Origin of the sequence: Streptomyces sp. NPDC057474, assembly GCF_042802555.1 — a bacterium.
GTDB lineage: Bacteria > Actinomycetota > Actinomycetes > Streptomycetales > Streptomycetaceae > Streptomyces.
The window spans coordinates 1-16,774 of the sequence record NZ_JBHVDX010000229.1; the positions used below are offsets into that span (position 1 = coordinate 1).

The 16,774-nt window shown below is 69.5% G+C and carries 12 protein-coding genes; 7 read left to right on the plus strand and 5 right to left on the minus strand.

Features of this window, described 5'->3' with window-relative positions:
• Positions 1-52 precede the first annotated feature (52 nt).
• Both ACFU53_RS39645 and ACFU53_RS39650 read right to left on the minus strand, forming a co-directional pair.
• Entirely contained in the window at positions 53-1,135 is a 1,083-nt protein-coding gene (locus ACFU53_RS39645) for a sugar phosphate nucleotidyltransferase (protein ID WP_384004159.1), read from the minus strand.
• A 259-nt stretch (positions 1,136-1,394) separates the two neighbouring features.
• The gene (locus ACFU53_RS39650) at positions 1,395-2,855 is read right to left on the minus strand and encodes a peptidoglycan recognition protein (protein ID WP_384004179.1); all 1,461 of its coding nucleotides are present in this window, start codon (positions 2,853-2,855) and stop codon (positions 1,395-1,397) included.
• 121 nt (positions 2,856-2,976) lie between these two features.
• Between ACFU53_RS39650 and ACFU53_RS39655 the strand changes: the two genes are divergently transcribed.
• The 4 genes from ACFU53_RS39655 (at position 2,977) to ACFU53_RS39670 (ending at position 9,148) form a co-directional block, all read left to right on the plus strand.
• Positions 2,977-3,732, plus strand: coding sequence for a TIGR03089 family protein (locus tag ACFU53_RS39655; protein WP_384004161.1), 756 nt, complete (start codon positions 2,977-2,979; stop codon positions 3,730-3,732).
• Positions 3,733-3,991: 259 nt separating this feature from the next.
• Complete coding sequence (locus ACFU53_RS39660; RefSeq protein ID WP_384004163.1) at positions 3,992-5,188, plus strand: LCP family protein; 1,197 nt, start codon at positions 3,992-3,994, stop codon at positions 5,186-5,188.
• Between the two features lie 241 nt (positions 5,189-5,429).
• Positions 5,430-7,181, plus strand: a complete 1,752-nt coding sequence (locus ACFU53_RS39665; RefSeq protein ID WP_384004165.1) for an LCP family protein — start codon at positions 5,430-5,432, stop codon at positions 7,179-7,181.
• 293 nt (positions 7,182-7,474) lie between these two features.
• Positions 7,475-9,148, plus strand: coding sequence for an LCP family protein (locus tag ACFU53_RS39670; protein ID WP_384004167.1), 1,674 nt, complete (start codon positions 7,475-7,477; stop codon positions 9,146-9,148).
• Positions 9,149-9,225: 77 nt separating this feature from the next.
• Here the strand turns inward: ACFU53_RS39670 and ACFU53_RS39675 are convergent, their stop codons facing one another.
• Positions 9,226-10,254, minus strand: coding sequence for a glycosyltransferase family 2 protein (locus tag ACFU53_RS39675; RefSeq protein WP_384004169.1), 1,029 nt, complete (start codon positions 10,252-10,254; stop codon positions 9,226-9,228).
• Between the two features lie 213 nt (positions 10,255-10,467).
• Between ACFU53_RS39675 and ACFU53_RS39680 the strand changes: the two genes are divergently transcribed.
• Positions 10,468-11,832, plus strand: a complete 1,365-nt coding sequence (locus tag ACFU53_RS39680) for an LCP family protein (RefSeq protein ID WP_384004181.1) — start codon at positions 10,468-10,470, stop codon at positions 11,830-11,832.
• Positions 11,833-12,042: 210 nt separating this feature from the next.
• Positions 12,043-13,347 (plus strand): LCP family protein, encoded by a 1,305-nt coding sequence (locus ACFU53_RS39685; RefSeq protein ID WP_384004171.1) that lies wholly within the window; start codon positions 12,043-12,045, stop codon positions 13,345-13,347.
• 67 nt (positions 13,348-13,414) lie between these two features.
• On the opposite strand, the gene ACFU53_RS39690 is transcribed toward ACFU53_RS39685, so the two are convergent.
• Positions 13,415-13,780: a four-helix bundle copper-binding protein gene (locus tag ACFU53_RS39690; protein ID WP_384004173.1), complete on the minus strand. Its 366-nt coding sequence runs from the start codon at positions 13,778-13,780 to the stop codon at positions 13,415-13,417.
• Positions 13,781-13,955: 175 nt separating this feature from the next.
• Complete coding sequence (locus ACFU53_RS39695) at positions 13,956-15,113, minus strand: acyl-CoA dehydrogenase (RefSeq protein WP_384004175.1); 1,158 nt, start codon at positions 15,111-15,113, stop codon at positions 13,956-13,958.
• Between the two features lie 206 nt (positions 15,114-15,319).
• On the opposite strand from ACFU53_RS39695, the gene ACFU53_RS39700 reads away from it, so the two are divergent.
• Positions 15,320-16,663: a UDP-glucose dehydrogenase family protein gene (locus ACFU53_RS39700; protein ID WP_384004177.1), complete on the plus strand. Its 1,344-nt coding sequence runs from the start codon at positions 15,320-15,322 to the stop codon at positions 16,661-16,663.
• Positions 16,664-16,774 lie beyond the last annotated feature (111 nt).

The window sequence follows — 16,774 nt, forward strand, 5'->3', positions numbered from 1 at the left end:
GAACCGCGCGGCAAGCCCCCGCTCAGCCGCAGACGACGAACGCGCCCAGCGGTCACTGGTCCGACGAGAAGCGGAGCGCCCCCGTGGGGATCTGGGCGTCGCACCAGACTCGGACGCCGGCGCGGAGTTCGTTGTCGGCGCCGATGATCGCACCGTCGCCGACGACGGTGCCGGTGAGGATGGAGCGTTCACCGATGCGGGCGCGGGCGCCGATGAGGGAGTCGGTGATCACCGCGCCGGGTTCCACCACCGCGCCGGCCAGGACCGTGCTGCCGAAGACGTGGGCGCCCTCGCCGACGAACGCGCCCTCGCCCACCACCGTGCCGCCGGTCAGCTTGGCGTCGCCCGCGACTCGGGCGGTGGGGAGGACGAGACGGTCGCCGCAGCGGCCGGGGACGGCGGGGGACGGGGCGCGGCCCAGGACGAGGTCCGCCGAGCCGCGGACGAAGGCCGCGGGGGTGCCCAGGTCCAGCCAGTACGTGGAGTCGACCATGCCCTGCAGATGGGCGCCTGCGGCAAGGAGGCCCGGAAACGTTTCTCGTTCCACCGATACCGGGCGGCCTGCCGGGATCGTGTCGATGACCGAGCGGCGGAAGACGTACGCCCCCGCGTTGATCTGGTCGGTGACGATCTCCTCGGGCGTCTGGGGCTTCTCCAGGAAGGCCAGGACGCGGCCCGTCCCGTCGGTGGGGACGAGGCCGTAGGCGCGCGGGTCGGTCACCTGGGTCAGGTGGAGGGAGACGTCCGCGCCGGTCGACCCGTGGGTGGCGACCAGGCGGCGGATGTCCAGGCCGGTGAGGATGTCGCCGTTGAAGACGAGGACCGGGTCCTCGGGGCCGGAGTGGAGGTGCGAGGCGGCGTTGCGGATCGCGCCGCCCGTGCCGAGCGGCTCTTCCTCCGTGACGTACTCGAGGTGGATGCCGAGGGCGGAGCCGTCGCCGAAGTGGGGTTCGAAGACCTCGGCCAGATAGGAGGTGGCGAGAACTATGTGGTCGACTCCCGCCGCCTTGGCTCTCGCCAACTGGTGGGTGAGGAAAGGGACTCCGGCCGCCGGGACCATGGGCTTCGGAGTGTGCACCGTGAGCGGACGCAGCCGGGTGCCTCTGCCGCCGACCAGGAGGATCGCTTCTGTCACCTGTCGTCTCTGCTTCCTGCCGGGACCGGCCGAACTGTCATTCGACCGGCCAGTGTATGCAGACCGTTCCGTGGCGCCTTCGTGGCCGTGCGGATGGCCGTTGACGTGCGGCGAGGCACGTCAACGGTGGTGTCCGTCGAGGGCACGGCGGGCGTGCCCTCGGCCTGTGCTGCGGGTTGTGTCTGGCGTGACATCCAGCCGGTTACTGGTTTCTGGCCGGGGCTCGCACCCCGGTTCCCCCCATCACCCTGTCGCCGCGCTATCGGCCTTGATAACGGGCGGCCTCCGTGCGTGCCGCGCCGAGCTTTCCGTAAAGGCGCCCCCCCGGGCACTCGGTCGCGAACCCGTCCCGGTGGCCGGAGATCACGTGCAGTCGCACCTTCTTACCTTTTGGGTAGAGATTGCCACCACCCGAAGTGAGGTATGTCTTGCCATTCGGGTTCGCCCCGTAAAGACCGAGTTTCCAGGCTGTTAGTTGCGCGATCCCCTTGACCGCCACCGCGGGCGGCTTGGTGGTGCCGTAACTGCCGAGGACCGCGATGCCCATGCTGTTCGTGTTGAAACCGAGGGTGTGGGCACCCATGACGGCCTTCGCGACACCACCCGCGCGGCCTTCGTAGATGTTTCCGCACTTGTCGACGAGGAAGTTGTAGCCGATGTCGCGCCAGCCGCTGCTCACCACGTGGTAGCGGTAGATACTGCGGATGACGGAAGGTGCCTGCGCACACTTGTAGTTGTTGCCCGACGCCGTGTGGTGCACGAAGGCCGCACTGACCCGCTTGGTGTAGCGGAAGTCGCGCTCGCGCAGCTTCTCGTCGGCCCCCCAGCCGGCCCGCGTGACGATGCGCGGACGCGGTCCGATGTACGGCTTCACCCCGGGCGCCAGGTTCGCCAGCCGCTCTTCCGTCTCCTTGCGCGACAGCGCCGGGATCGTGGTGGAGCCGAGCGGCGCGAGGTCGGCGTTGACGGCGGAGGCGGCGGCCGACTCGACGGTCAGCGCGCCCAGCCGCGGGGTGTCCACGGGAGACCCGACGGGTGGGGGTTCGGCGGCGTGCACGGCGCCCGTACCGGCGCCCGGTCCCGCCGCGCCCTCCGGGGCGCCGGAGCCGGGGTCGACCAGCTCCAGACGTAGGCCGTCCGGGAGCATCTGGACGCCTGGAGCGGTCGTACGACCCTGGTACTCGGTGCGCACGCGCACCTCGACCCCGTCCGAGTCTCCGACCCACAGCGGGGCGGTGGAGCCACGCACGCGGCCCGAGAAGCGTTCGGCGGTGTCCGGGTCGGCCGCGTGCTCGTGGTTGTGCGTCTCGATGTCCTGCCAGCCGGACCAGCGGGCAGTGCTCGTCGCACGCGTACGGACCTGGACGTGGCCCTGGAGTTCGGCGTCCGGGTCGTCCCAGACGACGCCGACCAGCGAGAACGACCGTACGTCCCGTTTCCCGAGGCCTTGCTCGGGAGCGGCCGGGCCGAAATTCCGGTCCGCTCCGAGAGGGACGAGGGGGAGCGACTGGGTGCTGCCGGACGCGGGCGCGAGCGCGAGCGGGCTGGAGGGGGCCGAGGTCCGCGCCGGGGCCAGGGTTGCGGTGGAGGACGAGTCCGTCGGGGTCGCCGCGGATGCCGTCGCCGGGAGTGCCGCCGGGAGGGCGAGTGCCGCCGCGCAGGTGACGCCGATCGAGGACGCGAGGAATCGTGATCTACGCATGTGGCCGATCCTGGACATAGTCATACATATCTGTCCATCGCGGAATTGACGGGCCGTCGGCTCCGCTCCGCCGAACCGGTGGCGTTTCCGGTCCGCCCGGGGACCGCGGGCGCAATGGTCCCCGCGTACGCTTATGCGGGTGAACGCCACCGACCGCACCCCTGCCGACCTGCTGCGATCCGCGCTGGCCGCGGATCCCGCGCGCCCCCTGGTGACCTTCTACGACGACGCCACGGGCGAGCGGGTCGAATTGTCCGTGGCCACCTTCGCCAATTGGGTGGCCAAGACCGCGAACCTTCTTCAGGGCGAGTTGTCGGCGGAGCCGGGTGACCGGGTCGCGCTGCTGCTGCCTGCGCACTGGCAGACGGCGGTGTGGCTGCTGGCGTGTTCGTCGGTGGGGGTGGTCGCCGATGTCGCCGGGGATCCGGGGGCGGCCGACATCGTGGTGAGCGGGCCGGACACGCTGGACGCGGCTCGGGCGTGCTCCGGGGAGCGGGTCGCTCTCGCGTTGCGGCCGCTCGGAGGGCGGTTTCCGCAGGTCCCTTCGGGGTTCGCCGACTACGCCGTCGAGGTGCCGTCGCAGGGGGATCGGTTCGTGGCGTACGCGCCGGTGGACCCCGAGGAGACGGCGTTGGCCGTGGCCGGGCGGGAGTTCAGCGGGGCGGAGGTCGTGGAGCGGGCTCGGGCGGAGGCCTCCGGCCTGGGGCTGACCGGGCCCGGCTCTCGGTTGTTGTCGGGGTTGCCGTACGACACATGGGAGGGGTTGGCCGCGGGGTTGTACGGGCCGCTCGCCACCGGGGGGTCTGTGGTGTTGTGCCGGCGTCTTGAGCAGCTGGGTGAGGATGCGCTCGCCAAGCGGATCGAGAGTGAGCGGGTTACCGCGACCGCACGGTGACAGTGAGCGTCACCACGACCGCGCGATGACGCCGTGGGGGTGGGGTTCCTGAGGCGGCTGCGGGTCGGGCGTGGTTGCTCGCGCAGTTCCCCGCGCCCCTTCAGGGCGCTGCTGCCCCTCGGCCCCACAGGACAGTGAGTCATCCCGGGGCCCCTTCCCTGTCCCCCATTCGGCCTAGCCCCGGCCGCCCCCCACCCTCCTCCCGCGCCATCGTCGTAAGAGCAACGACTCGCTCGTACGCCGTGAGGGGTGGCCGGAAGTGGACGACGTCGGAGGCAGGGCGCGTGGGCTGGGACCCGGTGCGGGTGGTTCACCCACCGGGCTCGGGCCCAGACGTCGGCGTCGGCGGCGGTGGGTGCGATGGGCGGGGGGCGGGGCAGTGCTGATGGTCGTGGGGGCCCTGGGGGCGGGGTGGGCGGCGTACCAGAGGCTGGACGGGAACATCACGTCGGACCGGACGGCTGCGGACGAGCTGGCGCGGTTCGAGAAGGAGCGGCCTACCGCGCTGGTGCGGGGCGCGCAGAACATTCTCGTGATCGGGTCGGACTCGCGGTCGGGGGACGGGAACGGCGAGTACGGGCGGGACTCGGGGACCGAGCGGTCGGACACGACGATCCTGTTGCATCTGGCGGCGAATCGGCGGAGCGCGACCGCGGTGTCGCTGCCGCGGGATCTGATGGTGGATGTGCCCAGTTGCCGACGGGCGGACGGCACTCGCACCGAACCGGTGTTCACGATGTTCAACTACGCCTTCCAGAACGGTGGCTCGGCCTGCACCGTTCGGACGGTCGAGCGGATGACCGACATTCGGATCGACCATCACGTCGTCGTGGACTTCAGCGGCTTCAAGGAGATGGTCGACGCCGTGGACGGGGTCGAGGTGTGTCTCACCGAACCCATTCACGACAAGCAGGCCGAACTGCGGCTGCCCGCGGGCAAGGTGAAGCTCGACGGCGAGCAGGCGCTGGGGTATGTGCGGGCCCGTAAATCGCTGGGGGACGGCAGCGACACCGAACGGATCGACCGGCAGCAGCGATTCCTCGCGGCGCTGGCCACGAAGGTGCGCAGCAACGACGTACTGCTGAATCCGGTGAAGCTGTATCCGGTGCTGGACGCGGCCACGTCGTCGCTCACCACGGACCCGGGACTGGCGAGTCTGCGCGGACTCTACGACCTTGTGCGCGGCCTGCGCACGATTCCCATGGAAAAGGTGCAATTCCTGACTGTCCCCCGGAAGTCATATGCGTACGACATCAATCGTGACGAGCTCGTCGAGCCGGCGGCGCGGAGTCTTTTCGCGCGACTGCGCGCCGACGCACCCCTGGCGGTAGCGCGGGAACTGCCGGAGGGGATGCGGGAAGGGCATGCGGAAGAGCTTTCGGGAAGCCTCTCCGGGACACCGGATCCGATACCGACTTTCCGCGGCAGTACGGCCACGGAGGAGGCCTGCAGGTGACCGCGGAGGGGTTCCGCAGGTAAAGCACACGTCAACACAAGGAACAAATGCTCTAGGAAATGGGCAGATTGCCCAGTTGTAGGGACGTGCAATTTGTCACCGCCGTCGCTTGACGCCTGATCGGGCGGCTAGTGTGAGCGATCCGGTGCGTCAGGCCTTCTCGGTCACGCACCACTTGCATCGAGACCCGAGCGTCTTTTGAGGGGGAAGGCGCCGCGGCCCCGACGGAGGAATCAGAACCGTGGACGCGCAAGGCCGTGGGCGGGCGGACGACATCGACCCCGCAGACCAATGGGTACTCAACCCGAGCACCGGTGAATACGAACTGCGACTGAGTCCTTCCGCACCGCAATCGACGGTGCCGAGGCCGCGCCGGGCCGCGCCCGCCGCGGCGGGGGCAAGGACGGCGACGGCAGGCACCTCCGCGCGGTCAGCGTCGGCGGGCACGGACACCCGGGAGATCCCCGACACGCTGCCGGGACCCCGGCGTCGGCGGGGCACGCCCGAGCAGGACCCGCTGCCGGGCCGCCGGAGCGGCCGGGGCAAGAGCAAGCCCAAGAAGTCGGTGGGCAAGCGGATCCTGGTGTGGACGGGCGGCTCGTTGGCCTTCCTGCTGGTCGGGGTGAGCGCCGCGGGCTACCTGTACTACCAGCACCTCAACAACAACATCGACAAGATCTCGGACGACGGGGCGGGCACCGGTGGCTTCAGCAAGGACCGGGCGATCAACCTGCTGGTGATCGGCACGGACAAGCGGACCGGCGCGGGCAACGAGAAGTACGGCGACTCGGGCAGCGTGGGTCACGCGGACACCACGATCCTGCTGCACGTCTCCAAGGACCGTACGAACGCGACCGCGATGAGCATCCCCCGCGACATGATCGTGGACGTCCCGGACTGCCTGACTACGCAGGAGGACGGCTCCAAGAAGAACATCGCGGGTACGCCGAACGTTCGGTTCAACACGAGCCTGGGCCAGGACGGCCGCACCCCGAGCTGCACGATGCGCACGGTCACCGAGCTGACCGGGATCACCCCCGACCACTTCATGGTGGCCGACTTCAACGCGGTGAAGACGCTGTCCACGGCGATCGGCGGTGTCGAGGTGTGCCTGGAGAAGGACATCAAGGACACCAAGTCGAAGCTGGACCTCACCGCGGGCAAGCACACGATCGAGGGCGAGCAGGCGCTGGCGTTCCTGCGCACCCGCTACAGCGTGGGCCTCGGCAGCGACCTGAGCCGGATCGAGCTGCAGCAGCAGTTCCTCAGCTCGATGATCCGCCAGATGAAGTCCAAGGACACGCTCACCGACCCGACGAAGGTGCTGGACCTCGCGGATGCCGCCACCAGCGCGCTGAGCGTCGACGACAAGATCTCCGACATCAAGAAGCTGGCCTCGCTCGGCCAGGAGGTCGGCAAGGTCAAGACGAAGAACATCAGCTTCACCACCGTGCCGGTCGTCGACAACACCGACGGCGCGACGGTGCTGCCCACGCCGCAGAAGGCCGAGCAGCTGTTCTCGACGATCCGGAACGACATCTCGCTCACCGAGGTGAAGAAGCAGGCCAAGGAGAAGGAGGCCGCGAAGCTCAAGGGCACGCGCGCCAAAGCCTCCGAGGTCCGGGTCAACGTCTACAACGGCGGCGCCGAGGCCGGCAGCGCACAGGACACTCTCAGCTGGATGCAGAATGATGTCGGCGTGACCAAGTCGAGTCAGCTCGGCAACGCCGACAGGTCGTTGTCGAAGACCACCCTCGCGTACGACCCCGACCAGGCCGACCAGGCACGCAAGCTGGCCGATCTGATGGGCCTGTCCGCATCGGCGCTGAAGCCCGGCGAGGGCAACAGCGAGACCACCTCCCAGGGACTGCCCGCGATGGTGCTGACCCTGGGCAAGGACTTCCAGGGCGCCGGAGTCCCGCTGAGCGCGACGTCGGCGGCGGACCTGGACGTCGAGAAGAGCACCGCGGACAAGGAAAAGTGCGCCAGTTGATGACCTGACGGGGTCGTGGCGCGTCTTACCGGACGCGAGTGCCGCCGAAGTCCGGTGAACAGAGGTCCGGTGAATACCTGGCGGGCGCGAGGACGCGCCCGCCAGGTCGGTTCTGAATGTCGTCGCAATGCCGTGAGGCGGCCGTCGCCGCCGTACCGACCCGTGTCCGCATGTCATCCGGTCGGAACGCATGACGCGTTCAACAGAACATGAGTACATCCGAGTTGGGGTCTCGACAGTCCAACAGGAGGCGGGGACGGCCCCGCCACGGCAGGGTGGGGAGGGGCAGGGAGATGGTACGGAGTGACGTGCGCGGGGACGGGGGGCGACCGCGCGTCGATGAACCCGGCGAACGGGACGGGAACCTGGAACCGCGGGGCGACTCGTCCGGCTCGGACGGCGAGGCGGACATCAGAGTCCCCGAGCAGCGCCGAGGGAACCGCCGGAACGGCGGTGGTGGGCGGGGGCGTGCGAAGACCGCCGCGAGACCCCGGCGCAGACGGGTGCTGCGCTGGTCGGCGATGGTCCTGTCGGTCGTGATACTCGGCACCGCGGGCGCCGGCTATCTCTACTACCAGCATCTCAACAGCAACATCAAGAAAGAGAAGCTGAACCTCGGCGATACGAAGATCGCCGAGCCGACGCCGAACGCGGCCGGCCAGACCCCGCTGAACATCCTGCTCATCGGCTCGGACGCGCGGGACACCGAGGAGAACCAGAAACTCGGCGGCGCCAAGGAGACCTTCAACGGCCCGCCGCTCGCCGATGTCCAGATGCTGCTGCACCTGTCCGCCGACCGCACCAACATGTCGGTCGTCAGCATGCCCCGCGACACCCTGCTGTCCATCCCCAAGTGCACCGACCCGGACAGCGGGGACGTGTACGAGGCGTCCACCTCGGCGATGACCAACGACTCGCTGCGCCGCGGCGGCCCCGGCTGCACGGTCGCCACCTGGCAGGAGCTGACCGGGATACGCATCGACCACTTCATGATGGTCGACTTCTCCGGCGTGGTGTCGATGGCCGACGCGATCGGCGGTGTGCCGGTGTGCGTGACGGCCAACATCGAGTCCAAGGACAGCCAGGGCCACGGCTCCGGGCTAAAACTGGAAGAGGGCACCACGTACATCAAGGGCAAGCAGGCCCTGCAGTGGCTGCGCACCCGGTACGGCTTCGAGGACGGCAGCGACATCGCACGCGCCAAGGCACAGCACCAGTACATGAACTCGATGGTCCGCGAGCTGCGCGAGAACGCCACGATCACCAACCCGAACAAGCTGCGCAAGCTCGCCGAGGAGGCCACGGACGCGCTCACCGTCGACGAGGGCCTCGGCGACGTGGCGAAACTCCTCGACCTCGGCACGGAGCTGCGCAAGGTCGAGCCGGCCCGGATCACGATGACGACGATGCCGTACACGTACGTCGGCGCGCGCGTCGTGCCCAAGGAGGGCGACGCGGAGAAGCTGTTCCGGCTGGTGCGCGAGGACATCGCGCTGGACGGCAAGGACAAGAAGAAGACCACCACCGAGGAAGCGACCTCGGACGACCCGGCGGCGGCGAAGGACGAGATCGGTGTCCTGGTGCAGAACGGCACCATGACCTCCACCCTCGCCCCTGCCGGTGGCCGCGCGCACACGGTGTCCCAGCTGCTCGTCGAGGAGGGCTTCGCCAAGGCCTCGTCCGACGCGACCACCGCGACCACCGAGGACAAGACGGTCGTGCGCTACCCGAGCGTCGAACTGGAGGGCGACGCCCAGGCGGTCGCCAAGGCCCTCGGCATTCCGCTGGGCCAGGTCGAGAAGTCCACCGACGTCAGCGGCGTCACGCTCGTCGTCGGCGCCGACTGGCGCGAGGGCAAGGCGTACAAGGCCGAGAAGAAGGACGACAAGACTCCCGAGTCGGCGGATGCCCTGAACGGCGCGAACAAGAAGGCCTGCATGGAGGTCAACCCGGCGTTCACCTGGTGACCGCCCAAGCCGTCCTCCGTACATGAGCAGGTCCCCTCACATGATCGTGAGGGGACCTGCTCGTACGTTCCGCGTGCTCAGCTCTCGGTCAGGACCGCCGGGCGGCGGGACGCGATGACCTTCCTCGCCAGCGACTTGGGGCTGGTGAGGAAACCGAAGCCCCAGGACATGTGCATGGTGGCGAGGGCGACGGGGATCTGGAGTCGGGCCTTGGGCGGCAGCCCCTTGCCCGCCGGGACCGAGCCCGCGACGATCGCCGCGAGATAGCCGCCGGGTATGAGGTAGCCCAGCGGGGTCAGCAGGCCGCCCACCAGGACGCCGGCCACGATCGCGCACACGGCGGCCGGCGGGGCGAGGTAGCGCAGGTTGATGGAGCCCTCGTGGTACCGGGCGACGACGTGCCGCCAGCGGCCGTAGTCCTTGTACTGCTTGGCGAGCGCCTTCACGCTGGGCCGCGGCCGGTACGACACCCTCAGCTCGGGCGAGAACCAGATGAGGCCGCCCGCCTCACGGATCCGGAAGTTCAGCTCCCAGTCCTGGGCGCGGATGAACTCCACGTTGTAGCCGTCCTGCCGCTCCAGCGCCTCGCGCCGGAAGACGCCCAGGTAGACCGTCTCGGCCGGACCGGCCTGCCCGCCCGTGTGGAAGGCGGCGTTGCCGACACCGATCTTCGAGGTCATGGCGGCGGCGACCGCGTGCTCCCAGTCGTTCTCGCCCTCGGCGTGCATGATGCCGCCGACGTTCTGCGCGCCGGTCTCCTCCAGGAGCCGTACGGCGGTGGCGATGTAGTTCGGCGAGAGGATGCCGTGGCCGTCGACACGGACCACGATCGGGTGGCGGGAGGCCTTGATCGCGGCATTGAGGGCGGCGGGCGTGCGACCGGTGGGGTTCGGGACGGTGTGAACGCGCGGGTCTTCCGCCACGAGTTCGGCGGCGATCTCGTCCGTGCGGTCCGTGGACGGACCGAGGGCGATCACGACCTCCATCTCGCCGGCGTACTCCTGCGCGAGGATCGCTTGGACGGCTCCGCGCAGATGCCGCTCCTCGTCGAGAACGGGCATGATCACAGACACGGCGGGGAGCTGCACGTCGGGCTTGGCGTTCATAGGGGGCTCACGTTACCGCGAACGGGGGACACGGACGCGCGCCGCCCGGTCGCGGGGACGGGGCACGGATCGTGGGGCCCTACGGTGCTCACGGATCCCTGACTTCCCCTGACCGGTCTCGCGGAGGTGTCCCCCGTGTCCACGCCGCCCCGCCGCCCAGCCCGCCCGCAGCAGCCCCGGCCCCCTGTCCGTCCCCGGCGGCCGAGCTGGGTCATGCGGGCGGTGACCACGCTCTCGGTCGTGGTGCTGGCCGCCGCGGGCATCGGGCACGCGGTGGTGACCCGCCTGGACGGTGAGATCACCCGGGTCGACGCCTTCAAGGACATGAAGAACCGCCCCGAGGCGGGCCACGGCATGAACGTCCTGCTGGTCGGCACCGACGGCCGCGACCGGATCAGCGAGGCGGAGCGGCGGAAATACCGGCTGGGCGGCGCCCCCTGCCACTGCACGGACACCATGATGATCGTGCACATCTCGGAGGACCGGGAGCGCGCGAGCATCGTGAGCCTGCCGCGCGACTCGTACGCCGAGATCCCCGCGCACACCGACCGCGCCACCGGGAAGACCCTCCGGTCGCACCCGATCAAGCTGAACGCGGCCTACGCGGAAGGCGGACCGCAGCTCACCGTCCGCACGGTCGAGCACATGACCAAGGTGAAGATCGACCACTACGTCGAGGTCGACTTCACCAGCTTCATGCGGACCGTCGACGTCCTCGGCGGCGTCAAGATCTGCACCACCCGCCCCCTGAAGGACGCGTACAGCGGCCTCGACCTGCCCGCAGGCACCCATGAGCTGGACGGCGGTCAGGCCCTCCAGTACGTCCGCTCCCGCCATGCGGACGGCTCCTCCGACCTCGGCCGCATGAAGCGCCAGCAACGCTTCATGGCGTCCCTGATGTCCCGGGCCACCTCCTCCGGGGTCCTGCTCAACCCGATGAAGTTCCGCGCCATCACCCAGGCCGTCCTCGGTTCCGTCCGCGCCGACAAGGAGTTCGGCACCGGCGAGCTGATCGACCTCGGCCGCGCCATGCGGAACCTCACCCCCGCCTCCTCCGAGTTCACCACCGTCCCCATCGGACGCATGGGGTACGCCGTGAAGGGCATCGGCTCCACCCTCAAGTGGGACGACGCCAAGTCCGCCCGCCTCTTCAAGGCCCTGCGCGACGACCGCCCCCTCGCCCCCTACAAGGCGCGCGGCACGTACGCCCCCGTCGACGTGGCCCCCCAGCAGATCCGCGTCCAGGTCGAGAACGGCACGGCCCTCCCCGGCCTCGGCATGAAGGTCGACCGCGAGCTGGCCGCCACCGGCTTCCGCACCACCAAGATCCCGGTGAACTCCCCGCAGCAGAACATCGCCCGCACCCTCGTCGTCTACGACCCCCGCTGGGACCGCTCCGCCAAGTCCCTCGCCACCGCCCTCCCGGGCTCGGAACTGCGCCCGGTCCGCGCCCAGGGCTCCACCCTGAAGGTGATCGCCGGCACGGACTTCAAGCAGGTCCGCAGGGTACGGGCCGAGGACCCGCAGCAAGGCGAGCCGGGCGTGGTGAGGGGCGACCAGGTCTCGTGCGCCCCGTAAGGGGCGCGGGGCTGTGTCAATGTGCGGCTCCGCCGCGTGGCACGACCAGCCACGAACGACCCGCACCCGCCCTCAAACAGCTCCCCCCGAGCCAGTAGGCGCCCGGCCCCCTACAAATCCGTGCAATTTGTGTCAGCTTCGCAACAGCCCTGCCTTTGTTTTTCATCGACCCTTGTAAAGGGCACAGCCCTACCCGGCACACTGGGGCGCATGAACGATTGGCCCGAGGGATGGTCCGGCAACAACCGCGGCGGCGACCAGCGCGGCGGCGGCTACGGACACGGCAACGCGAGCGCACAGCCCGACGGGGCGCGTGTGATGCGCCAAGTCCGTCGCGGCCCGTCGGCACCCCCTCAGGGCGGTGTCCCCCAGCAGCCGTCGTACGGCGACCAGTACGGTGACGGCTACGGCAACGGACCCGACCAGTACGGCGGCGGGTACAACAGCGACTACAACACCGGCCAGGTGTACGGCTCCGGCGGCCCGGGCGGACCCGGCGGCCACGACGGCGGCCGCGGTGAGCGTCCCGCGCCGAACTGGCGGCGTCGCATCAAGGTGACGGCGATCACGGTCACCGTGGTGCTGCTCGCGACGACGATCGGCACGTACTTCTGGGCCGACTCCAAGCTGAACCGCGAGGTCGACCTGTCGAAGGTCATCGAGCGGCCGGAGGCGGGCGAGGGCACCAACTACCTGATCGTCGGCTCCGACAGCCGTGAGGGCCTGTCCGACGAGCAGAAGAAGGAACTCCACACCGGGTCCGCCGACGGCAAGCGCACGGACTCGATGATGATCCTGCACACCGGTTCGAACGGTCCGACGCTGATATCCCTGCCCCGTGACTCGAACGTCGAGATCCCGACGTTCGTCGGCTCCGAGTCCGGCAAGACCTTCAAGGGCACCGGCCGCCAGGTGAAGCTGAACGCGGCGTACGCGGAGGACGGGCCCGAGCTGCTGGTCCGCACCGTCGAGGCCAACACGGGTCTGCACATCGACCACTACGTGGAGATCGGCTTCGCGGGCTTCGCGAACATCGTCGACGCGGTCGGCGGCGTGGAGATCGACATCCCCAAGGGCGGCCTGAAGGACACCAAGTCCGGTGCCGACTTCGACGCGGGCAAGCAGACGCTGAACGGCGAGCAGGCCCTCGCCTTCGTCCGGACCCGCTACGCCCTCGCGGGCAGCGACCTGGACCGTACGAAGAACCAGCAGAAGTTCCTCGCGGCCCTCGCCAGCCAGACGGCGACGCCGAGCACGGTGCTGAACCCGTTCAAGCTGTACCCGACGATGAGCGCCGGTCTGGACACCCTGATCGTCGACAAGGACATGGGCCTGTTCGACCTGGCCGACATGTTCTGGGCGATGAAGGGCGTGACGGGCGGCGACGGCAAGTCCATGAACATACCGATCTCCGGCAACTCCGCCAACGGCAACCTCCAGTGGGACACCGAGAAGGTGAAGCAGCTGGTGGAGCAGTTGAAGAACGACGAGACGGTGACGGTGTCGGGCAACTGACCCGGATCGCATCGGCCGAGGGGCACCCCGTGACGGGGTGCCCCTCGGTCGTAGGTCGTACCGCGGGTCAGGCGGTCGCGCCCGCCATCGTCCGGCACGTCTCGGAGCAGCGGCGACACGCTTCCGCACAGCGCATCATCTGCTGATCGTCCGGCATGGACATACACGCCTCGGCGCACATGTCACAGGCGCGGGCGCACATCGCGCACATCTCGGCGGACAGCGGCGAGCGGCGCATCATCATGTCCGCGCACATGCGGGTCATCTCGGCGCAGTCCATCAACGCGCGCATGATCTGCATCTGCGCCTGGCCGCCGGCCTGCATGCAGGAGCTCATGGTCTCCTCGCACATGCTGTGGCACGCCATGCAGGCGTTGACGCAGTCCTGCATCTCCTTGCTCATCGCGGTCATGGCTCCGGCGTGCTGCGTCATGGCTCCTCCTGGGGGTGGTGGGAGCGGGATCCGGGGCGGACCCCGTGCACTTCCGTCCTACGCCTCCCCGCCCCCGCCCGCCATCGGGCGGACGGAAACAATCCGCCCCACCCGTCCCGTACGACAACAGCCCCCGGCGGGCGCCGGGGGCCGTGTACGGATTGCGCCGAATGGATTACGGAAGGTTGCGGGCCATCACGATCCGCTGGACCTGGTTCGTGCCTTCGTATATCTGTGTGATCTTCGCGTCGCGCATCATGCGCTCGACCGGGTAGTCGCGGGTGTAGCCGTAGCCGCCGAGGAGCTGGACGGCGTCCGTGGTGACCTCCATGGCGACGTCGGAGGCGAAGCACTTGGCGGCGGCGCCCTGGAAGGTGAGGTCCTTGTCGCCGCGCTCGGACTTGGCGGCGGCCGCGTACGTGAGCTGGCGGGCGGCCTCCACCTTCATGGCCATGTCGGCGAGCATGAACTGGATGCCCTGGAACTCGGCGATCGGCTTGCCGAACTGCTTGCGCTCCTGGACATAGCCCTTGGCGTAGTCGAGGGCGCCCTGGGCGACACCGAGGGCCTGGGCGGCGATGGTGATCCGGGTGTGGTCCAGGGTCTGCATCGCCGTGGCGAAGCCGGTGCCCTCCTCGCCGATCATGCGGTCGGCGGGGATGCGGACGTTGTCGAGGTAGACCTCGCGGGTCGGGGAGCCCTTGATGCCGAGCTTCTTCTCCGGGGCGCCGAAGGAGACGCCCTCGTCGGACTTCTCGACGACGAACGCGGAAATGCCCTTGGAGCGCTTCTCCGGGTCCGTGACCGCCATGACCGTGTAGTAGTCGGAGACGCCCGCGTTGGTGATCCAGCGCTTCACGCCGTTGAGGATCCAGTGGTCGCCGTCGCGGACCGCGCGGGTCTTCATACCGGCCGCGTCGGAGCCGGCGTCCGGCTCGGAGAGGCAGTACGAGAACATCGCGTCGCCCTTGGCGAGCGGGCCCAGGTACTTCTTCTTCAGCTCCTCGGAGCCGGAAAGGATCACGGGCAGCGAGCCGAGCTTGTTGACGGCCGGGATCAGGGAGGAGGACACGCAGGCGCGGGCCACCTCCTCGATCACGATGACCGTGGCGAGCGCGTCGGCGCCCGCGCCGCCGTACTCCTCGGGGACGTGCACGGCGTGCAGGTCGCTGGCGACCAGCGCGTCCAGCGCCTCCTGCGGGAAGCGGGCCTCCTCGTCCACGGCGGCGGCGTAGGGCGCGATCTTCGCCTCGGCGAGGGAACGGATCGCGTCACGGAGCATGTCGTGCTCCTCGGACGGGCGGTACAGGTCGAAATCAGCCGATCCGGCCAAGGTCTCTCAGCTCCTGACGCTAACTACCGTTAAGTAACCCGATTTTAGTGGCCTGCCCACGCGAGTGATACGTGAGCTTGACGACAGGCCGCGCCCCTCGGGAAATCTGCCCGGTGAAGGGCTCGAACACGCCCCGACTATGCTCGTGCAGCGCACACGACCAGAGCCTGTTCGACACCTCACGGCCTGACATCCCAGGAGCATCCATGGCCCTCAAGATCACCGTGATCGGCACCGGCTATCTCGGCGCGACGCACGCCGCGGCCATGGCCGAGCTGGGGTTCGAGGTGCTCGGGCTCGATGTCGTCGAGGAGAAGATCGACATGCTCCGGCGGGGCAAGGTCCCGATGTACGAGCCGGGCCTTGAGGAGCTGCTCCGCAAGCACGTCGCCGGGATCGAGGGGTCCAGCGGGCGGCTGCGCTTCACGACCGACTACGCCGAGGTCGCGGCCTTCGGCGACATCCACTTCGTCTGTGTGAACACCCCGCAGCGGCACGGCGAGTACGCCGCCGACATGTCGTACGTCGACGCGGCCTTCGCCTCGCTCGCCCAGCATCTGACGGGCCCCGCCCTCGTCGTCGGCAAGTCGACCGTGCCCGTCGGGTCCGCCGACCGGCTGGCCGCCTATCTCGCCGAGCACGCGCCCGCCGGGGAGGACGCCGAACTGGCCTGGAACCCGGAGTTCCTGCGCGAGGGCTTCGCCGTGAACGACACGCTCCACCCGGACCGGATCGTGGTGGGTGTGCGGAGCGAGAAGGCCGAGAAGCTGCTGCGCGAGGTGTACGCGACGCCGGTCGGCGAGGGCTCGCCCTTCGTCCTCACCGACTTCCCGACCGCCGAGCTGGTGAAGACCTCCGCGAACTCCTTCCTCGCCACCAAGATCTCCTTCATCAACGCCATGGCCGAGGTGTGCGAGGCCGCCGGGGGCGATGTCGCCAAGCTGGCGGAGGCCATCGGGCACGACGACCGGATCGGCAGGAAGTTCCTGCGGGCCGGCATCGGGTTCGGCGGCGGGTGTCTGCCGAAGGACATCCGGGCGTTCATGGCCCGCGCCGGTGAGCTGGGCGCCGACCAGGCGCTGACGTTCCTGCGCGAGATCGACTCCATCAACATGCGGCAGCGCGGGCAGATGGTGGAGCTGGCGCGGCAGGCGCTGGGCGGCGGGTCCTTCCTGGGCAAGCGGGTCGCCGTGCTCGGCGCCACCTTCAAGCCCGACTCCGACGACGTACGCGACTCCCCCGCCCTCAACGTGGCCGGGCAGATCCACCTCCAGGGCGGCCAGGTCACCGTCTACGACCCCAAGGGCATGGACAACGCCCGCCGGCTCTTCCCGACGCTCGGGTACGCCGACTCCGCGATCGCGGCCGTACGGGGCGCCGACATCGTGCTGCACCTGACGGAGTGGCGCGAGTTCCGTGAGCTGGACCCGGCGGTACTGGGCGAGGTGGCGTCGACACGGCTCGTGCTGGACGGCCGCAACGCGCTGGACCCGGAGTTGTGGCGGCGGGCGGGGTGGACGTACCGGGCGATGGGGCGGCCGACGGCGTAGTGCCACGTCCACGGCGTGGCGCGAGGCCCCGCGCAGAGCAGGGCCCGCGCAGAGCAGGGCCCGCGCAGAGCAGGGCCCGCGCAGAGCAAGAAAAAAGGTGACGCCGTTCCG